16 protein-coding genes are annotated in these 17,780 nt (G+C 66.6%); 9 read left to right on the forward strand and 7 right to left on the reverse strand.

Going from position 1 to position 17,780, the window contains the following annotated elements:
- Positions 1-106: 106 nt before the first annotated feature.
- Entirely contained in the window at positions 107-1,153 is a 1,047-nt protein-coding gene (locus ACFWF1_RS37350; RefSeq protein ID WP_379282535.1) for a sulfate ABC transporter substrate-binding protein, read from the reverse strand.
- A 207-nt stretch (positions 1,154-1,360) separates the two neighbouring features.
- Positions 1,361-1,450, reverse strand: coding sequence for an Ms4533A family Cys-rich leader peptide (locus ACFWF1_RS37355; RefSeq protein WP_379282534.1), 90 nt, complete (start codon positions 1,448-1,450; stop codon positions 1,361-1,363).
- A gap of 71 nt (positions 1,451-1,521) precedes the next feature.
- Between ACFWF1_RS37355 and ACFWF1_RS37360 the strand changes: the two genes are divergently transcribed.
- A complete protein-coding gene (locus ACFWF1_RS37360) occupies positions 1,522-2,577 on the forward strand; it encodes a M48 family metallopeptidase (protein WP_379282533.1) in 1,056 nt (351 codons plus the stop codon).
- 73 nt (positions 2,578-2,650) lie between these two features.
- On the opposite strand, the gene ACFWF1_RS37365 is transcribed toward ACFWF1_RS37360, so the two are convergent.
- Positions 2,651-2,917, reverse strand: coding sequence for a hypothetical protein (locus ACFWF1_RS37365; protein ID WP_357382915.1), 267 nt, complete (start codon positions 2,915-2,917; stop codon positions 2,651-2,653).
- A 126-nt stretch (positions 2,918-3,043) separates the two neighbouring features.
- Between ACFWF1_RS37365 and ACFWF1_RS37370 the strand changes: the two genes are divergently transcribed.
- On the forward strand, positions 3,044-5,041 hold the full coding sequence (locus tag ACFWF1_RS37370; protein ID WP_379282532.1) for a glycoside hydrolase family 15 protein: 1,998 nt from the start codon (positions 3,044-3,046) through the stop codon (positions 5,039-5,041).
- Positions 5,042-5,053: 12 nt separating this feature from the next.
- Here ACFWF1_RS37370 and ACFWF1_RS37375 read toward each other — a convergent pair whose 3' ends face one another.
- Both ACFWF1_RS37375 and ACFWF1_RS37380 read right to left on the reverse strand, forming a co-directional pair.
- Positions 5,054-6,853, reverse strand: a complete 1,800-nt coding sequence (locus tag ACFWF1_RS37375; RefSeq protein WP_379282531.1) for a dynamin family protein — start codon at positions 6,851-6,853, stop codon at positions 5,054-5,056.
- 76 nt (positions 6,854-6,929) lie between these two features.
- A complete protein-coding gene (locus ACFWF1_RS37380; protein WP_379282530.1) occupies positions 6,930-9,140 on the reverse strand; it encodes a hypothetical protein in 2,211 nt (736 codons plus the stop codon).
- A 383-nt stretch (positions 9,141-9,523) separates the two neighbouring features.
- Here ACFWF1_RS37380 and ACFWF1_RS37385 point away from each other — a divergent pair, with 383 nt between their 5' ends.
- The 3 genes from ACFWF1_RS37385 to ACFWF1_RS37395 are packed head-to-tail and all read left to right on the forward strand — an operon-like array spanning position 9,524 to position 12,008.
- Positions 9,524-9,937, forward strand: a complete 414-nt coding sequence (locus ACFWF1_RS37385; RefSeq protein WP_379282529.1) for a hypothetical protein — start codon at positions 9,524-9,526, stop codon at positions 9,935-9,937.
- Between the two features lie 23 nt (positions 9,938-9,960).
- Positions 9,961-10,650, forward strand: a complete 690-nt coding sequence (locus ACFWF1_RS37390; protein WP_379282527.1) for a response regulator transcription factor — start codon at positions 9,961-9,963, stop codon at positions 10,648-10,650.
- Positions 10,647-12,008 (forward strand): sensor histidine kinase, encoded by a 1,362-nt coding sequence (locus ACFWF1_RS37395; RefSeq protein WP_379282525.1) that lies wholly within the window; start codon positions 10,647-10,649, stop codon positions 12,006-12,008. The genes ACFWF1_RS37390 and ACFWF1_RS37395 overlap by 4 nt, the downstream gene beginning before the upstream one ends.
- Before the next feature lie 3 nt (positions 12,009-12,011).
- Here the strand turns inward: ACFWF1_RS37395 and ACFWF1_RS37400 are convergent, their stop codons facing one another.
- Both ACFWF1_RS37400 and lepA read right to left on the reverse strand, forming a co-directional pair.
- Positions 12,012-12,596, reverse strand: a complete 585-nt coding sequence (locus ACFWF1_RS37400) for a Uma2 family endonuclease (RefSeq protein ID WP_379282523.1) — start codon at positions 12,594-12,596, stop codon at positions 12,012-12,014.
- A gap of 105 nt (positions 12,597-12,701) precedes the next feature.
- Positions 12,702-14,561: a translation elongation factor 4 gene (lepA, locus tag ACFWF1_RS37405; RefSeq protein WP_357382930.1), complete on the reverse strand. Its 1,860-nt coding sequence runs from the start codon at positions 14,559-14,561 to the stop codon at positions 12,702-12,704.
- 202 nt (positions 14,562-14,763) lie between these two features.
- On the opposite strand from lepA, the gene ACFWF1_RS37410 reads away from it, so the two are divergent.
- From ACFWF1_RS37410 to ACFWF1_RS37425, 4 genes are all read left to right on the forward strand, one after another.
- The gene (locus ACFWF1_RS37410) at positions 14,764-15,885 is read left to right on the forward strand and encodes an AAA family ATPase (protein WP_379282521.1); all 1,122 of its coding nucleotides are present in this window, start codon (positions 14,764-14,766) and stop codon (positions 15,883-15,885) included.
- The gene (locus ACFWF1_RS37415; RefSeq protein WP_379282520.1) at positions 15,882-16,553 is read left to right on the forward strand and encodes a DUF4276 family protein; all 672 of its coding nucleotides are present in this window, start codon (positions 15,882-15,884) and stop codon (positions 16,551-16,553) included. The genes ACFWF1_RS37410 and ACFWF1_RS37415 overlap by 4 nt, the downstream gene beginning before the upstream one ends.
- A gap of 217 nt (positions 16,554-16,770) precedes the next feature.
- On the forward strand, positions 16,771-17,322 hold the full coding sequence (locus ACFWF1_RS37420) for a type II toxin-antitoxin system PemK/MazF family toxin (protein ID WP_379282518.1): 552 nt from the start codon (positions 16,771-16,773) through the stop codon (positions 17,320-17,322).
- An 18-nt stretch (positions 17,323-17,340) separates the two neighbouring features.
- Positions 17,341-17,739 (forward strand): DUF5360 family protein, encoded by a 399-nt coding sequence (locus ACFWF1_RS37425; RefSeq protein ID WP_379282516.1) that lies wholly within the window; start codon positions 17,341-17,343, stop codon positions 17,737-17,739.
- Positions 17,740-17,780: the final 41 nt, after the last annotated feature.

Consider the following 17,780-nt stretch of genomic DNA (forward strand, 5'->3'; position numbering starts at 1 on the left):
ATTGAACCGGCCTGCACCCGGGGAACCGCCGGGAGCGGGCGCGGACCCGATCCCGGCGGTGCTGCTGTCAGTCACAGTCGTCCAGTATCCCGTGTGCCGGAGCCGGCTACTTGGTGGCCTTGTCGTAGATCACCGCGACGGAGCCGGTGTTCGGGGTGAACAGGTCCTTGTCCACGGCCTTCCAGCCACCGAGGTCGGTGATGTTCCACAGCTTCTGCGGGGTCGGGAAGTCCTTGGCGAAGTCGGCCGCCACCTTCGGGTCGACCGGACGGAAACCGGCTGCTGCCCAAGCCTTCTGGCCCTCGGGGGTGTAGAGGAAGTCGCGGAACGCGACCGCCTTCTCCTGGCTCTTGCTGTTCTTGAGCACCGCGACCGGGTTCTCGATCTTGAAGGTCACCGGCGGGATGAAGTGCTCGATCGGGTCGCCGTTGCGCTCGGAGAAGATCGCCTCGTTCTCGTAGCTGAGCAGCACGTCACCGGTGCCCTGCAGGAACGTCTCAGTGGCTTCGCGGCCCGACTTCGGCTGCACCTTCACGTGCTCCTTGGTGATCAGCTGGCTCAGGTAGTCCAGACCGGCCTGCGGGTTCTTGCCGCCGTCGGACTTGGCCGCGTACGGGGCGAGCAGGTTCCACTTGGCCGAGCCGGAGCTGAACGGGTTCGGGGTCACCACCTCGATGCCCGGCTTGAGCAGGTCGTCCCAGCCCTTGATGCCCTTCGGGTTGCCCTTGCGGACCACGATCGCGACGACCGAGCCGAACGGAATTCCCTTGGTGGCGTCGGCATTCCAGTTCGCGTCGACCAGGCCCGCGTCGACCAGGCGGGTGATGTCGGGCTCGACCGAGAAGTTCACGATGTCGGCCTCGGCGCCGTCCTTGACCTTGCGGGACTGATCGCCCGACGCGCCGTAGGAGCCGTTGACGACGACGTTCTTGCCTTTGGCGGTCTTGTTGAACTCCGGGACCACCTTGTCGAAGCCCGGCTTCGGGACCGCGTAGGCGTAGAGGTTCAGCGTGCCGCCACTACCGTCGGCGCCACCACCCCCGGCGGTGTCACTGGCTCCACCGCCGCACGCGGTGAGGGCGACCGCCGCGAACGCGGTGAGTGCGGCGACGGTGGCGCGTCGGCGCGGGGAGAGCCAAGAATTGCGAGACATCGGGGTGGACCTTTCCTACGGACCGCCGGCTCTGGACCTCGAGCGGCGGAGACAACTACTGTTGGATCGGTAGACCTTGCCGCCGCGTCGATGCGAGCGGTGGCGTGGCTATCGGCCGGGTAGGCCGTCGGGGGTTCGGGGACGTCTGCGAAAAGGTTGCACGCCAGTCTACGAGGGAGGGACGCGCAAACGTGCCCGGTCAGCCGATCAGCGACAGAGAATGTCGGCGACCGCGAGATTGCCGACCGCGATCAACGCCAGTTCATGGCGGACCTGCGGGACGCAACTCGAAGACACGGGCAGACTGTAGCAGAGGCCACGGCCCGAGTTCGAATCACAGAGTTCCAGGAAGACGGGGGTTTCATCCCATGACTAACAGCCCGGATCGCATACGTACGAAGTTTCCAGGCATCAGCACTCGCGCGTGGGAGCACCCCGCCGACCGCACCGCATTGGTCGCATTGCGAACCCTCTCCGGGTTCGACACCATATTGCGGACTTTGTCCGGTTTGCTGCAAGAACGCCAGCACCGGCTCATGTTCCTCGCGACGGCCGTTCGAGTCGACGAACGACAGTTCCGTTCGCTGCATCAATTGCGCGAAGACTGCGTCGCGGTGCTCGACGCCCGCACCACGCCGGAGATTTTCGTGCTGCAGAGCCCGCACGTGAATGCCCTCACCATCGGCATGGACCAGCCGTTCATCGTGCTGACCACCGGTTTGATCGACCTGATGGATACCGAGGAGTTGCGTTTCGTCGTCGGTCACGAGCTCGGCCACGCACTGTCCGGGCACGCGGTGTACCGCACCATGCTCATGCATTTGCTACGAATCTCCGCCAGCATCGGCTGGATGCCGGTGGGCGGCTGGGCTTTACGCGCGATCGTGGCCGCACTGATGGAATGGAGCCGCAAATCCGAGTTGTCCGGCGACCGGGCCGGGCTGCTGTGCTCGCAGGACGTCGACGTCTCGGTACGGGTGCACATGAAGACCGCGGGCGGCACCTGGATCAAGGAAATGAACCACGGCGCGTTCCTGGCCCAAGCCGACGACTACGAGCGTTCCGGCGATCTGCGCGACGGTGTGCTGAAACTGCTCAACCTGGAATTGCAGAGCCACCCGTTCTCGGTGCTGCGCGCCGCCGAGCTGCGCCGCTGGATCCAGAGCGGTGAGTACGACCGCGTGCTGGCCGGCGACTACCCGCGGCGCGACCAGGACAAGAACGCCAGCATCACCGAGGAGATCAAGGGAGCCGCCCGCACCTACCGCAACAACTTCGACCAGTCCGAGGATCCGCTCATCCGCACCGTTCGCAACCTCGGCCGCGACGTCGGCTCCGCGGTCAACACGGTCGGGCAGGAGGTCGGCGAGACCGTTTCCAAGATCGGCAAGCGGTTCAACGACTGGCGGGCCGGGGAGAACTAGCGAGCGACGAGCCAGGCGACGACGACCAGGACGAGCAGGGCGATCAGCGCCAGCTGGACACGCGAACGGGGCATCAGTGGGCGCCGCTCTGCACGGTCGGGCGGGTTTCGCCGGTGGTGAGGTCGGCGGGCACGGTGTCGGGCACGGTGGGTAGCGCCTCCTCGACGCCGTGTCTGCGGTCGAGCACCCGCAGCAGGGCGCGCAGCGTCCGGTCGAGCAGGTAGGCGATGGCGAAGCTGACCGGGACCATGCCTACCAGCACGACGAGGAACTGCGGGATGAACGGGAGTCCCGCGACCCACAGCTCGAAGCTGTCCCACCAACCTGCGATCTGATGCACCAGCCCAGCCTAGTGCGTCCACCTGAGAGGTCGGCAAGGTGAATATTCGGTCACGGACGCGCCGCTCGGCAGGCGCGACAACAGACACAGTGGACTTGGGGCTCCGGTGGGCCCGAAGATGTGGGTATGGCGTCTCCTGAGTCCTCCGACGACCTCACCGTCGACGAACCGTACGACCTGCCGGTGCTGAGCCACCTGACCGAATCCAAGCGGCACGGCGCCTTCCCGCCGATCGACGACTACGCGTTCCTGTCCGACTGCGAGACCAGCTGCCTGGTCGCCAGCAACGGATCCGTCGAATGGATGTGTGTGCCCCGCCCGGACTCGCCGAGCGTCTTCGGCGCGATGCTGGACCGTAGCGCGGGCCACTTCCGGCTCGGCCCGTACGGCGTCAACGTGCCGAGCGCGCGCCGCTACCTGCCGGGCGGGATGATCCTGGAGACCACCTGGCAGACCGAGACCGGCTGGCTGATCGTGCGCGACGCGCTGGTGCTCGGCCCGTGGCACAACAACGACCAGCGCTCCAAGACCCACCGCCGCACCCCGATGGACTGGGACGCCGAGCACATGCTGCTGCGCACGGTGAAGTGTGTGAACGGCACCGTCGAGCTGGAGATGAGCTGCGAGCCGTCGTTCGATTACCACCGTGCGGTGAGCCGCTGGGAGTACACCGGCAAGGTCTACGAGGAGGCGACCGCGGTCCGCACCGACGACCCGAGTGCGGGCCCGAGCCTGGTGCTGACCACCGACCTGCGGCTCGGGCTGGAGGGCCGAGAAGCCCGCGCACGCACCAGAATGCAGGAGGGCGACGAGCGGTTCATCGCGCTGACCTGGTCGGAATTGCCCGCGCCCAAGACCTATGCCGATGCGGCGCAGAAGATGTGGCAGACCACCGAGAGCTGGCGCCAGTGGATCACCCAGGGCAACTTCCCGGATCACCCGTGGCGCAACTACTTACAGCGCAGCGCGCTGACACTCAAGGGCCTCACCTACGCCCCGACCGGCGCACTACTCGCCGCAGCCACCACGTCTCTCCCGGAAACCCCTGGGGGTCAACGCAATTGGGACTATCGCTACACTTGGGTGCGCGATTCCAGCTTCGCCCTGTGGGGTCTGTACACGCTCGGACTCAACCGCGAGGCCGACGACTTCTTCGCCTTCCTGCGCGACGCCACCACCGGTGAAAACGGCGATGCCGTTCCGCTGCAAGTCCTTTACGGCATCGGCGGCGAACGCCAGATCACCGAAGAGGATCTCGACCACCTCAGCGGCTACGAACGATCCAAGCCGGTGCGCATCGGCAACGCCGCCTACAACCAAGACCAGCATGACATCTGGGGCACCATGCTCGATGCCGTATACCTGCATGTGAAGTCGCGTCAGCAGGTGCCGGAAACGTTGTGGCCGTTGCTGGAACGTCAGGTGCACGCGGCCATCGCGCACTGGCACGAGCCCGACCGCGGCATCTGGGAGGTACGCGGCGAGCCACAGCATTTCACCTCGTCCAAGGTGATGTGCTGGGTCGCACTCGACCGCGGCGCGAAGCTGGCCGAGATGCACGGCCAGCTGGAGCACGCCGCCGACTGGTACACCATCGCCGACGAGATCAAGGCCGACATCCTCGAGCACGGCGTGAACGCCAACGGCGTCCTCACCCAGACCTACGGCGGCGACACCCTGGACGCCTCACTGCTTCTGGCGGTGCTGACCCGATTTTTGCCGCCGGAGGACCACCGGATCCGGGCCACCGTGCTGTCCATCGCGGACCGGCTCACCGAGAACGGCCTGGTGCTGCGCTACCGCACCGAGACCACCGACGACGGATTGACCGGTGCCGAAGGCGCTTTCACCATCTGCTCGTTCTGGCTGGTGTCCGCGCTGGTCGAGATCGGCGAGTTGCAGCGGGCCAGGCACCTGTGCGAGCGACTGCTCGGCTTCGCCAGCCCGCTGCGCCTCTACGCCGAGGAGATCGACCCGCGCAGCGGCCGCCACCTCGGCAACTTCCCGCAGGCCTTCACCCACCTGGCCCTGATCAACGCGGTCACCCACGTGATCAGGGCCGAGGACTACCGGCACGCGGGCGGTTTCCAACCCGCCCACTCCCCCGCGAACAACCCTGGGTAGCAGGGGTTTTCGTCAGACGGTCAGACTGTCGGCCTGTTCGCGCAGGCCGCGCAGTTTGCCGAGTTGCGCGTCGACGTCGGTGATCCGGTCGCCGCTGCGATCGCCGTACTTCTCGTAGGCCGCCTCGGCCAGGCGCAGCGCCTCGTCGGCCTGCTTGGCGACGTCGGTGGCGATCTCGGTGAAGTGGTCGCGCAACACCCGCTGCATGGCGCGCAACCGATTTCGCGATTCCTTGCTCACCTGGAAGATGACGTCGTCCATCAGCCGGGCCACCGCGACCTTCGCCTCGGCACGACGGCGCGCCTTGCGGTTCTTGCGGTCGTCCCACAGCGCGTTCACGCCGAGCAGCACACCCGCACCGGCCGAGTACCAGTTCACCAGCGACATGCCGAGCAGGCTGGTGGCGAGACCGACCATCAGGACGCCGCCGTAGGAACCCCGCAGACCGGACAGAAACTGTTGGGTCACACCGGCTTTCGCGCTTTCTAGCGGCTCGAGCGGCTGCACCGGTTCGAGCACCTCGCCGGGGTTGTCCAGGCGCAGATCCGGCAGCGGCGCGGCGCGGTTGTCCGCCAAGAACCTCGAGGCCACCTGCTCGGACAGTTCGACCGAGCGATAGTGCGCCATCACGAAGTTCTCCTCGACCGCCTCGCAGATCCTGGCGTCGAGGTCGGTGCCGAATTCCTTCCAGCGGCGCGCCGGATCGGTCTTGATGATCTCGGCCTCGGCGTCGCGCACGAGGTTGCGCAGCCGGTGCCGCAGGTCGTGTTCGATGTCGGCCATCAGCTCGGTGCTGCCGTCGACCAGGGTGACCTGCCAGTTCGCCGTGCGCTGGCGCAGCTGATCGGCCCCGTCCCGCGCCCGGACCAGCTGGTCGGTGATCTCGTCCCGCCGTCGCGGATCACGCAGCGACTCCACCTCATTGCGCAACGTCAACGCGAGATGGTCGCCGACCAGGCGGATATCCTGCACCGCCGCTTCCAACGCGACACTGTCCGCGCGGGCCACCACATAGTCGCGCAGGTGGTCGATCAATTGCGGCACACCGGATTCGATGTCGCGCTGATAGTTGCCGGACAGCCCGGCCTGCCGGTGCAGTTCCGCGGACACCGGCGCCACCGCGAAGCCGAGTCCGGCCGCGTCGAGCAGTTCCCGGTTGCGCTGCTGAGTGTGCGACCAGTGGGAGAACTGGTCGATCTTGTTCAGCACGCAGATGACGGTCGGGCAGATCTGCTGGATGCGCTGCAGGTAGGCGATCTGATCGACGGTGAGTTCAGTGGCCGCGTTGGTGACGTAGAGGACGGCGTCGGCGGCGGCGACCATCGACCAGGTGGTGTTGTCGGCACCGCGCGCGCCCGGCGCGTCCATCACCACGACCCCGTCGGCCAGCAGCGAACTCGGCTGGGTGAACTCGGCCCGGACGACGCCGAAGCCGGAGATGGCAGGCCCGGGATCGAGCGGGTCCACCGACTGCCGCTCGGTGCGGCCGTCGACCGAACGGACCAGTGTCGCAGTCGGTTCCGGTCCGTACTCGACGATGACCGGCACGCTCAGGTCGCTGTCGGTGGCGCTCACCGACGCGCCGACCAGACTGTTGACCAGCGTGCTCATGCCGTTCTTCGGCTCACCGACGACAACGAGGCGAACCCGGGGATCGCTGACCCTGGCCCGGACCATACTCAGGCGACTGCCCAGATCGTCCCGGCCCGCGAATCGGGTCATCTCCCGCAGTTCGTCCAGAATCCGGATCAGCGGCGCCATCGCGTCCGGATGTTTCACCGTCGCGGCCTTCAGCCCGGCTGCGGCAGACAACCTGCCTCCTTACATGTGTTTGCTATCGATCGACATGGACGCCCCCTGCACCCCTTGACCACACAACAAGCTCCGATTACATCAACGCTATGTCCAAGCCGCCCGGCACCAGGTGGTGGGTCTCGGCCATCGTCGATTCCGGCATCAACGCACCGGAAAGACCGTCGCCCGAGGCGAACGCGAGGGTCGAGTGGTCGGCGTAGTAGGCAGGGTCCTGGATCGGGACCATGGACGAGTCGACCATGTGCGCACTGCTGATCGGATCTGCGATCGCATGCGGCTTCGGGTCGATCGTCGTCGGCGGCTTGTAGGTCGGCACCGGCGCCTGGGTCTGGGCGGGAGGCTGGTAGGTCGGCACCGGGGCGTCGTGCGTCGGGACCGGGACATCGTGCGTCGGCACATCCGCGGTCGGTATGTCACGAGTGGGCACGGTCGGATCCGGCTGCTGCGCGGTCGGCACGTCCTTGGTCGGCACGGTCGGCTGGGTGGTGACCCCACCGGACGGGCCACCGTTGCCGGTGCTCGGGCCGGTGCCAGTGCTCGGGCCGGTACCGGTGCCCGGGGTGGTGACGCCGTCATCATCCGGGGAGGTGGTCGGCGCGTGCGTCGGCTGGCTGCCGGTGGTCGGCGGAATCTTGGTGGTCGGCACGTCCGGTCCGGTGCTGATGCCGCCATGCCCCGTCGAGGGAGTACCCGCGCCCGGCACCTTCGTCGTGACGTCCGGCGTCTTCGGGACGCTCGGAGTGGCGACGTCGGTCGGCACCACCGGGACCGGGACGGTCTTGGTGATGGTGGTCGGCGTGTTCGGTGTGGTGACCGAGCCGTCCGAGTGCTTCGCCGGGTCGGTCACCGGGGTCGTCGTCGGCTTCAGCACGGGCGTCGGCCGGGCGTGATCGAAGATCACCGGCGTGGCGGCCGCGGGCACGGTGAGCACCGACGGGCCTTCCGGCGCGGTGAACACATTCGCGATCGGCGTGGTCGCGGCGTCCGGCTGGATCGTGGTCTGCAGCGGGGTGGCCGCGACCGGTTGCGCGGCACTCGCCACGGGCGCGACAGCGACAACGGGCGCCGCGACGGCCACGGGTGCGACCGCGGCCGACATGACCGGTGCGGGCGCGGCGAGCGGCTGCACGACGGGCTGCGCGGTCGGAGCCGTCGACGAGTTCGAGCCGGGAGTGGTGAGACCGCCGACAACGCCGGGGTGGCCGTGGTGGCTGTGCCCGTTCATGGCCGGATCGGTCACCGAGCGTCCGGTGCCGTCGGGCACGTGACCGAGGCCGCTGCCGAGGAAATCGGTGAACTGGTCGAGCTGGTCGCCCACGTGGCCGACGCCGACGTCCACCTTCATCTCGGAGTTGAAGTAGATGCCCTGCGGGCCGATGCCGAAGTCCACCGACCACTGCGTGCCGACGAAGATGCCGACCGGGTCACCGCCGCCGTCGCCGACACCGTCGAACGGACCGCCGCCGGTCGAGGCCGCGTGCGAGCCGGGCAGGTCGAAGGCGCCGGAACCGGGCGCGACGAAACCGTTCGTGCCCGGCAGGCCGAAACCGTGCCCGGCCTGACCCAGCCCGTGGCCGGGCAGGCCGAAGCCGTGGCCGCCGGGCAGGTCGAGATCGTTCGAGACACCGCCGGTGCCCGGCAGTTGCAGACCGTTGGACGCACCGGCGTCCGTGCCGGGCAGGCCGATGCCGTTGGATGTTCCCGGCAGGCCCATGCCTGGCTGGCCGGTCGCGTCGGAGGTGCCCGGCAATCCGAAGCCTGGGTTCGATGTCCCCGGCAGTTCCATGGCGTGCTGGCCTGACGCAGCGCCGGGCACGCTGGGCAGGCCCATGCCCGACTGGCCGCCATCGGTGCCGGGCAACGCGAAGCCCGCGTCGGTGCCGCTGTAGTCACCGTTGAGCGTCGGCAACGGCAGATTCGCGCCACCGTGGTCGCTGCCGGGCAGTCCGAAACCGGGGGTGGGGTGCGCGACCGTCGAGTTGGTCGCGTGCGGCGGCGTCAGCGGGGCGGGCTCGACAACCAGGTCCGGGAAGGTGATCACCGGCGAGGGGATGTCGGAGTCGGGGTCGGTGTTGTGTGCCCAACCCGCGTTCCTGCTGTCCGCGTGCGAAGAGTTGGGGTGCGCCGGGACGCCGCCGCCGTTCGCGGCCACCAGTGCGCCGCCGGTGACGTAGGCGCCGGCCCGCGCTACCCGCGCGACACCCGTGGCCACCCGATAGGCGGTGTCACCCGTGCGCTCAGCTGCCTCGGTGGTCTCGTCATCGAAGGGCAGGTCACGCGTCATGAAAGCTCCATCTCGGGTTTCCAGCAACCATCCTCACAGATCGGCCAGGCCGAGTGAAGATCACCTAACACTATTTCGGGAAAACCCGACTGTCACATTCTCCAGGACTGTAGAGACTCCACAGGGGGCGAGCAACACAACCTTGCCATCCCGAAAACCAGAACGAAAGCCCTATTTCTAGTGGGTTACCCAACTGGACAAAGCCTCCAATATGCACCATGACCAGGTCAGATTCTGCCGCCACGCCGCGGCGTCGCGCGGCGGCCGACGAGACCCTAAGAGTTCTCTAACGATTGCTCAACAGGTGGTGAAGATCCTTTGCCTACCGTCGATTTCATCGGACCAGCCGGGCCGACAGCATCGATCTGAAGGAGTCACCCCTCATGACTGCACTCATCGGACGCCGCATCGCGGCCGTGCTCAGCGGGACCGCGCTCACCGCCGCGGTGGTCGCGAGCATGGCGGGCGCCGCCTCGGCCCAGCCGGGAACGCCGCCCCTGCCGACGCAGCCCAGTCCGCGCATCGCGATCGATCCGGTTCCCGGCGAACCCGTCGTCTGCCCGCCGATCGGTCCGGACGGGTCGGTGGTGATCACGCATGGCGAAGGTGAAGAGGGGCCGTGGGTCACCATCGAGCGCGAGCTGCCGCCGGGCGCCGTGCCCGCGACCCCGCTCGACACTGTCCCGTCTGTCCCGTTCGCCCCTACCGCCCCCGGTATCCCGGCCGACTCGGTACCCGCATACCCCGCACCCGCCTACCCTGCCGAACCAGGGTGCGTCGTCGCCAGCGTCCGCTGACCGACCGGGACTAATGTTGATCCATGACCGGACACCGGATCTTGGTCGTGGACGACGAGGTTCGTGTGCTCGCGTCGCTGCGACGCGGGTTGGAACTCTCCGATTTCGAGGTGGTCACCGCGGCCGACGGTGCCGAGGCGCTGGCGATGGTGCGTAGCGCGACCCCCGACGCCATGGTGTTGGACGTGAATATGCCGACGCTGGACGGTGAAGGCGTGGTCACGGCGTTGCGCGCGATGGGAAACGACATCCCGATCTGTGTGCTCAGCGCGCGCAGCGCCGTCACCGACCGCATCGCCTGCCTCGAACGCGGCGCCGACGACTACCTCACCAAGCCTTTCGACCTCGGCGAGCTCGTCGCCCGGCTGCGCGCGCTGCTGCGCCGCCGGGTCACCACCGAACGGCCGGACACGCAGGTGCGGACCGGTCAGGTGCAGATCGACTTGGCCGGGCACCGGGTGCTGGCCGCGGGCACGCCGGTCGACCTGACCAAACGAGAATTCGAGGTGCTCGCCATGCTCGCCGACAACCCGGGCATCGTGCTCGGCCGCGAGCAAATCCTTTCCACGGTATGGGGTTACGACTTCGCCACCGACACCAATGTGGTGGATGTGTTCGTCTCGTATCTGCGGCGCAAGCTGGAGGCGCCCGGCGCGCCGCGGGTGGTGCACACGGTGCGTGGCGTCGGATTCGTATTACGGGAGCAGCCGTGAAACGCTCGCCGTCGCTGCGTACTCGGGTGGCAGTGGTTTCCGGTGTGGTTGCCGCGCTCGTCGCGCTCACGCTGACCATTACGTTCGCCGCGTTGTTGAACGCGACCGGTGAGCGACAGTTGGACGAGACGGTCTCGTCGATGGCTGTGAGGGTCGCACCGCCGTTGAAAAATATTCCAGCGGAACGCATTCCAGCTGCACCGGCAGCGCCTGCGCCGGGGGAACCCGCGCCGTATGCCCCCGGGGCGCCGCCCGCTGCGGCCGGGACCGCAGCACCCGGATACGCGACCGAGGCGCCTTACGCGGCGACCGGCGTCCCCGATGGGCAGACTGTCCCCAAGGTCAGCGACGTGCCACCCGACGCGGCGATCACCCGCGTCGACGGCCTGCCGGGCGTGCTCGTCTCGCTGGACCCCAACCGCGACGTCGTCGCGTCAGCCATCCACCGCAGCCAGCTGATCGGCCTCGGCATCGGCGTCGCCGGTGCGCTGACCGCCGCATTGCTCGGCTGGTTCCTCGCCGGATACGCCGCGCGCCCGCTACGCAGACTGGCCACCGCCACCCACGGCATCGACACCCTCGAGGAACTGCCACCACTGTCCGGCCAAGGCGCCAGGGAGGCGGAAGAACTCTCCGACGCCATCACCCGCATGCTCGCCCGCCTCGAGGCCGCGCACCGCGCCACCAACCACGCCCTCACCAGCGCCCGCGACTTCGCCGCCGTCTGCGCCCACGAACTACGCACCCCACTCACCGCGCTACGCACCGACCTACAAGTGCTGGCCACCAAGGAGATTCCCGCCGAACAACGCGGCACCATCCTCACCGAGGTCCTCTTCGCCGAACAACAGATCGAGAACACCCTCACCGACCTGGAACGACTCGCAGTCGGCGAACTCACCAAACCCGACCTCTTCGAACCCTTCGACCTCTGCGAAACCCTCGACCGCGCAGCCCAAGACGCCCAACGCCGCCGCCCCAACGTCCGAATCACCCTCACCGAATGCGAACCCGTCACGGTAACCGGCACCCCCGGCGGCCTAATGCTGATAGTCACCAACGCGGTAGCGAACGCCGTCCAACACGGTCACGCCCAAACCGTCACCATCACCGTCCGCCCCACCACGACCGACATGGTGGAGATCCTCATCGACGACGACGGCACCGGCATCCCGGACACCTTGTGCCCCAAAGCCTTCGACCGCTTCGTCAAAGGCCCCGGCTCCCCCGGCTCCGGCCTAGGCCTCGCCCTGGTCCGCCAACAAGCCGAACTCCACTCCGGCACAGCCGAACTCGCCCCCAGCCCGCTCGGCGGAGTCCGCCTCCAAGTCCGAATCGCCACCCAGCCGTCGGACTGACGTTCAGGCAGCAAAATCCTGGAGAGGTGTGCTGTCGAACGTGACGCCGACCTGAGCGGGCAGTCTCACCTCTCGTCCGAAAGCGTAGGAGTGCACGTCTTGATACCGATGCCCGTCGGGCTCACTGTGTACGACAACGTGGGCGGCATCGCGATCAATGAGCAGATAGATCGGAATCCCGGCTTGTGCGTACGCGATCGGCTTTTCCTCTCGATCGCGCCGGTTGCTATCCGAATCATGAGAGGTGACCTCCACGACCATCGAGACCATGTCGGACGAGCCCCACTCCCCACTGCCGGCGAAGGCGCTGAGCGGTGCCAGCACGCCGTCCGGCCGCGCCCGCCCCTTCCGATGGGGCCCAACCACCAGTCCCTGCCCGGCGACATGTAGGAAAAGGGCCGGATGCAACGGCATCAGCAGCAAAAGCAGCCAATTGAGAATCCAGCCATGGTTGCCATCAGAGCCACGTTTGACCCCGAGCCGTCCGCCGATGAGCTCGACACGCACGCCGTCGGTCTCGCGCTCGACCGCTCGCGCAATCGCTTCGAACTCTTCAGTCCGGAGTGCATCCTCGTCCACCGCAGCCATCGCCCCCTCTGTCGCTCGGTACAGCTAGCCGACGAATTCTGCCTCATCATTCACGAACGATGAGGCGGAATTCCGGCTGTTGCCGACGCGTGCCTGGGCTTCGGCCTACTTGCCCTTCGGCTTGTCCGAGGCAGCGTCCGACGACAACGCCGCCACGAACGCTTCCTGCGGGACCTCGACGCGGCCGATAGTCTTCATCCGCTTCTTGCCTTCCTTCTGCTTTTCCAGCAGCTTGCGCTTACGGCTGATGTCGCCGCCGTAGCACTTGGCGAGGACGTCCTTGCGGATGGCTCGGATGTTCTCGCGGGCAATGATTTTCGAGCCGATGGCGGCCTGGATGGGCACCTCGAACTGCTGGCGCGGGATGAGTTCGCGCAGCTTGGTGGTCATCTTATTGCCGTAGGCCTGGGCGGCGTCTTTATGCACGATCGCGCTGAACGCGTCCACCGCCTCACCCTGCAGTAGGATGTCGACCTTGACCAGCGCCGCGTCCTGCACGCCCGTCTCCTCGTAGTCGAGGCTGGCGTAGCCGCGGGTGCGGGACTTCAGCGAGTCGAAGAAGTCGAAGATGATCTCCGCCATCGGCATGGTGTAGCGCAGTTCGACGCGGGTCTCGGACAGGTAGTCCATGCCGCCGAGCTCGCCGCGGCGACTCTGGCACAGCTCCATGATCGAGCCGATGAACTCGCTAGGCGAGATGACAGTGCACTTCACCATCGGTTCGTAGACGTGCCGGACCTTGCCCTCCGGCCAGTACGACGGGTTGGTGACGACATGCTTGCTGCCGTCTTCCATCTCTACGGTGTAGACCACGTTGGGCGCGGTGGAGATCAGGTCCAGATCGAACTCGCGCTGCAGTCGCTCGCGGGTGATCTCCATGTGCAGCAGGCCGAGGAAGCCGCACCGGAAGCCGAAGCCAAGTGCCACAGAGGTTTCCGGCTCGTAGGTGAGTGCGGCGTCGTTGAGCTGGAGCTTCTCCAGCGCGTCGCGCAGGTCCGGGTAGTCGGAGCCGTCGACCGGGTACAGACCGGAGTACACCATCGGGCGCGGCTCGCGGTAGCCGACGAGTGGTTCGGTGGCGCCGTTGCGCGCGGCGGTCACCGTGTCACCGACCTTCGACTGGCGCACGTCCTTCACGCCGGTGATCAGGTACCCCACCTCGCCGACGCCGAGTCCTTGGGTCGGCTTGGGCTCCGGCGAGACGATGCCGATCTCCAGCATCTCGTGCGTGGCGCCGGTGGACATCATCTTGATCTTCTCGCGCGGCGTGAGCTTGCCGTCCACCACGCGGACGTAGGTGACCACACCGCGGTAGGTGTCGTAGACCGAGTCGAAGATCATCGCGCGGGCGGGCGCATCGGAATCACCTACGGGCGCGGGCACCGTCTTGATGACCTCGTCGAGCAGTTCGGTCACGCCGACACCGGTCTTGCCCGAGACCCGCAGCACGTCGTCGGGTTCGCAGCCGATGATGTGCGCGATCTCGGCCGCGTAGCGGTCCGGGTCGGCGGCGGGCAGGTCGATCTTGTTGAGCACCGGGATGATCGTCAGATCCTTGTCCAGCGCCAGGTACAGGTTCGCCAGCGTCTGCGCCTCGATGCCCTGCGCCGCGTCGACCAGCAGCACCGCGCCCTCGCAGGCTTCCAATGCGCGCGACACCTCGTAGGTGAAGTCCACGTGGCCCGGCGTATCGATCAGGTGCAGCACATAGTCCGTGCCGTCGACCTGCCACGGCAGCCGCACGTTCTGCGCCTTGATGGTGATGCCGCGCTCGCGCTCGATGTCCATCCGGTCCAGGTATTGGGCGCGCATCGCCCGCTCCTCGACCACACCGGTCAGTTGCAGCATCCGATCGGCCAGCGTCGACTTCCCGTGATCGATGTGCGCGATGATGCAAAAGTTCCGGATCCGAGACGGATCGGTGAACGTCGTGTCGGCGAAGCTGGCGGGCACTCCACTCCTCATGGGTATTGGCAAACTGCCGTCTATCGTCCCATGAGCAGTGCGAAGCTTCCGCCAGCGGTGTGCCCGAGCGCGCGATACGGGTGTCGCGGGGCGGTGTGGACCTGCGGTGAAGCACAGGTCTCGGGCACCGTGCGACCGTCAGCGGTGCGCGCGATTCCTGAGCAATCCCAGGATCGTCGGTGGCTCATCGTAGAGTTAGGCCATGCCAGGCCAACCGTTGAAAACAATCCAGATCGAGGGATTCACCTCGATCAGATCGGCGACGGTCGAGCTCCGGCAACTGAACATTCTGGTCGGCGCGAACGGCGCGGGGAAGAGCAACTTCGTTCAGGCTCTCGCCCTGCTCGGACGGATCATCGACGGCGAGCTCGGTCTATTCGTCGGACTCAACGGCGGTGCTTCGGCGTTGCTCACCGACGGGGACGGTACCTCCCGGATTCGTCTCGAACTCGACGCGGATCCCAACTCGTACGAAGCGGTCCTTGTCCCGGCGGCGAACGATGAACTGATATTCGAAACCGAGATCGTCTACTACCACGAGCCGAAATATGATCGGCCGTACAGCAAGTCGCTCGGACATGGGCATCGAGAGACGCGTCTGGCCGCTGACACCGGTGGCCCGCGCAGCGGTATCGCCAAGTACGTCTTCGCGCTTCTCGAGGGCTGCAAGGTCTTCCATTTCCATGACACCAGCGCCGATGCGCCGGTCAAACGGATGGTTTCCACCGCGGACAACCTGAATCTGCGTTCGGATGCCGGCAACCTTGCCCCGTACCTGTACCGGTTGCAGACCAGTGACGGTGCCAGCGATCAAGCGGCGTATCGCCGTATCGTCGGCGCGATCCAGTTGGTGGCACCGTTCTTCCGGGATTTCGTACTGCAACCTGAGAACAACGATCGCATCCGGCTCCGCTGGCAGCAGCAGGGCTCAGATGCTGTCTTTTCGGCCAACCAGATGTCGGACGGCACACTCCGGTTCGTCTGTCTGGCAACGCTGCTGCTGCAACCAGACTTGCCTGCTCTCGTCGTCTTGGACGAGCCCGAACTCGGCCTGCATCCCTTTGCCATCGTGCAACTCGCGAACCTGCTTCGACAGGCCTCAGCGCGCAGTCAAGTCCTGATCGCCACCCAATCGGTCACCCTGATGAACCAATTCGAGATCGACGATCTGATTGTCGTGGAGCGCAAGGCTGGAGCGTCCTCGTTCGCACGGCCGGACGCAGCCGAACTGGAAGCCTGGCTGGCGGAATACTCGCTCGGTGAGTTGTGGGAAAAGAACCTGCTCGGCGGTCGCCCCGCCAGGGAGGATCTCGAACAGGCATGACGGCCGGCTATCACCGCCTGCACTTCCTCGTGGAAGGACAGAGCGAGGAGATCGTTGTCAACAATGCGCTCGGGCCCTACCTCGCCGACCGCGGCTGGACGGTGACCCAGTCCATCGTCACGACAAGGCGCCCCGCAGGTGGCCCCAACCACCGCGGCGGTGTCAGCAGTTGGTCCAAGGTCGAACGTGAGATCAAGCTGCTGCTGAGAAATTCGAGCCTCGAGGTTCTGACGACGCTGTTCGACTTCTATGCATTCCCGCCGGACGCTCCCGGAATGGCCGATATCCCGCCGGGCCTGCCACCCCATGACCGGGTGGCGTATGTCGAACAATCCCTTACGACCGCCACAGCTGATCGCCGGTTCGTGCCGCATCTGATCCTGCACGAGCTGGAGACCTGGGTCTTCGCCGCCGCCGAGCAAGTCGGCTGCCTGTTGCCAGGGCTGACCGAGCAGCTGGTCAAAGACGTGCGGGTGGCAGGTGGCCCCGAACTGGTCAACGACGGCCCGGATACCGCGCCGTCCAAACGGATCTTCAACTACTGCCCGCAGTACTCGAAAACAAACGATGGTCCACTGGCGATAGCGGACCTCGGCGTTGCGGAACTTCGGATACAGTGCCCGCATTTCGACGCCTGGCTCGAACTGTTGGACAGTCGCTTGTCGTGAGCGTGGACCTGCCGATGCAGTGAGCGCTCACACATTCAATGCCCTCCGCTATGAACGCGAGATTCCACACCGGCCAGCTTCATCCCTGCTCGCGAGGGCCATTGCCCGACTGAACTGTTCGATGCGGCAGCACGAGCCCAGATCAGCAAATTCGTAGTTCGCCGAGGGCCGTCGCGGCGCGGGTGAGAAGACGGCGGTGCGCCGTTATATTGCGAATATGGCCCGAAGTTGGAACTCTCTCGGCAAGCAGCTCGGACTTATCGCGAAGGAGCAGGGTCCCAAGATCGTCAGGCAGCAGGGACCGAAGCTGGTGGAGCGGCTGGTCGGGTCGTTGTCTGCGCGGCGGACGCCGGCGGTGAAGGTGCGGCCGACCGCGTCCACGCCGGTGCCGACGGCCGAGCGTGCCCGCCAGATCGTGTACTCGCCGCAGTTGGATGGGCGGGCCGATCCCGGCGAGATCGTGTGGACCTGGGTGCCGTTCGAGGAGGATCCGAGCAATGGCAAGGATCGGCCGGTGCTGGTAGTCGGGCGGGATCGCCGAACCCTGCTCGGATTGATGCTGTCGTCGAAGGCGGATCGGGCGCACGACCCGAACTGGGTCGGCATCGGCAGCGGCAGTTGGGATCCCGAGGGCAGGCCCAGCTGGGTGCGCCTCGACCGGGTGCTGGATGTGCCGGAAGACGGCATTCGCCGCGAGGGAGCGATCTTGGCGCGCAAGACATTCGACCTAGTCGCCCACCGACTGTGCGCCGAATACGCTTGGCACTGAGTCGAATACGGAGCTGAGATGAATCGCGTGCTCGGGTCGACGAAGGTCGCCATGCTGGTCACCGATCTCGGCTTCCTGGTCTACTGGGCGATCGCCTTCGCGCAGGTGATCCCGCCGGAATTCGCCTACAAGGACTATACGAATCCGATTCTGAGCGACTGGAATTTCTCGTTCGTCGTCCTCGATCTCGCGGCCAGCGCCACCGGCCTGGCCAGCCTGTGCCGCGCCAACGGCTGGCGGGTGCTGATGACCGTCTCGCTCACCCTGACCAGCACCGCAGGCCTGCAAGCGATCGCCTTCTGGGTGTTGCGCGGCGACTTCAGCCTCGCCTGGTGGCTGCCCAATCTGTTCCTGTTGCTGTTCCCGATTCCCGCACTGATCGCGTTGACCTGCAACGCGACTCCCGTGGCGGAATAGCAACGGGCCCAACGACTCATGGTCGATGGGCCCGTTCCAGT

Origin of the sequence: Nocardia sp. NPDC060255, from assembly GCF_042727395.1 — a bacterium.
Taxonomy (GTDB): domain Bacteria; phylum Actinomycetota; class Actinomycetes; order Mycobacteriales; family Mycobacteriaceae; genus Nocardia.

Excerpts from the sequence above, each read along its gene's own strand:
- ACFWF1_RS37380 (WP_379282530.1), bottom strand. The coding sequence starts at position 9,140 with ATGACGCGTGACCTGCCCTTCGATGACGAGACCACCGAGGCAGCTGAG.
- ACFWF1_RS37415 (WP_379282520.1), top strand. The coding sequence starts at position 15,882 with ATGACGGCCGGCTATCACCGCCTGCACTTCCTCGTGGAAGGACAGAGC.
- lepA (WP_357382930.1), bottom strand. The coding sequence starts at position 14,561 with ATGAGGAGTGGAGTGCCCGCCAGCTTCGCCGACACGACGTTCACCGAT.
- ACFWF1_RS37370 (WP_379282532.1), top strand. The coding sequence starts at position 3,044 with ATGGCGTCTCCTGAGTCCTCCGACGACCTCACCGTCGACGAACCGTAC.
- ACFWF1_RS37420 (WP_379282518.1), top strand. The coding sequence starts at position 16,771 with ATGGCCCGAAGTTGGAACTCTCTCGGCAAGCAGCTCGGACTTATCGCG.
- ACFWF1_RS37360 (WP_379282533.1), top strand. The coding sequence starts at position 1,522 with ATGACTAACAGCCCGGATCGCATACGTACGAAGTTTCCAGGCATCAGC.
- ACFWF1_RS37410 (WP_379282521.1), top strand. The coding sequence starts at position 14,764 with ATGCCAGGCCAACCGTTGAAAACAATCCAGATCGAGGGATTCACCTCG.
- ACFWF1_RS37390 (WP_379282527.1), top strand. The coding sequence starts at position 9,961 with ATGACCGGACACCGGATCTTGGTCGTGGACGACGAGGTTCGTGTGCTC.
- ACFWF1_RS37385 (WP_379282529.1), top strand. The coding sequence starts at position 9,524 with ATGACTGCACTCATCGGACGCCGCATCGCGGCCGTGCTCAGCGGGACC.
- ACFWF1_RS37350 (WP_379282535.1), bottom strand. The coding sequence starts at position 1,153 with ATGTCTCGCAATTCTTGGCTCTCCCCGCGCCGACGCGCCACCGTCGCC.
- ACFWF1_RS37400 (WP_379282523.1), bottom strand. The coding sequence starts at position 12,596 with ATGGCTGCGGTGGACGAGGATGCACTCCGGACTGAAGAGTTCGAAGCG.
- ACFWF1_RS37425 (WP_379282516.1), top strand. The coding sequence starts at position 17,341 with ATGAATCGCGTGCTCGGGTCGACGAAGGTCGCCATGCTGGTCACCGAT.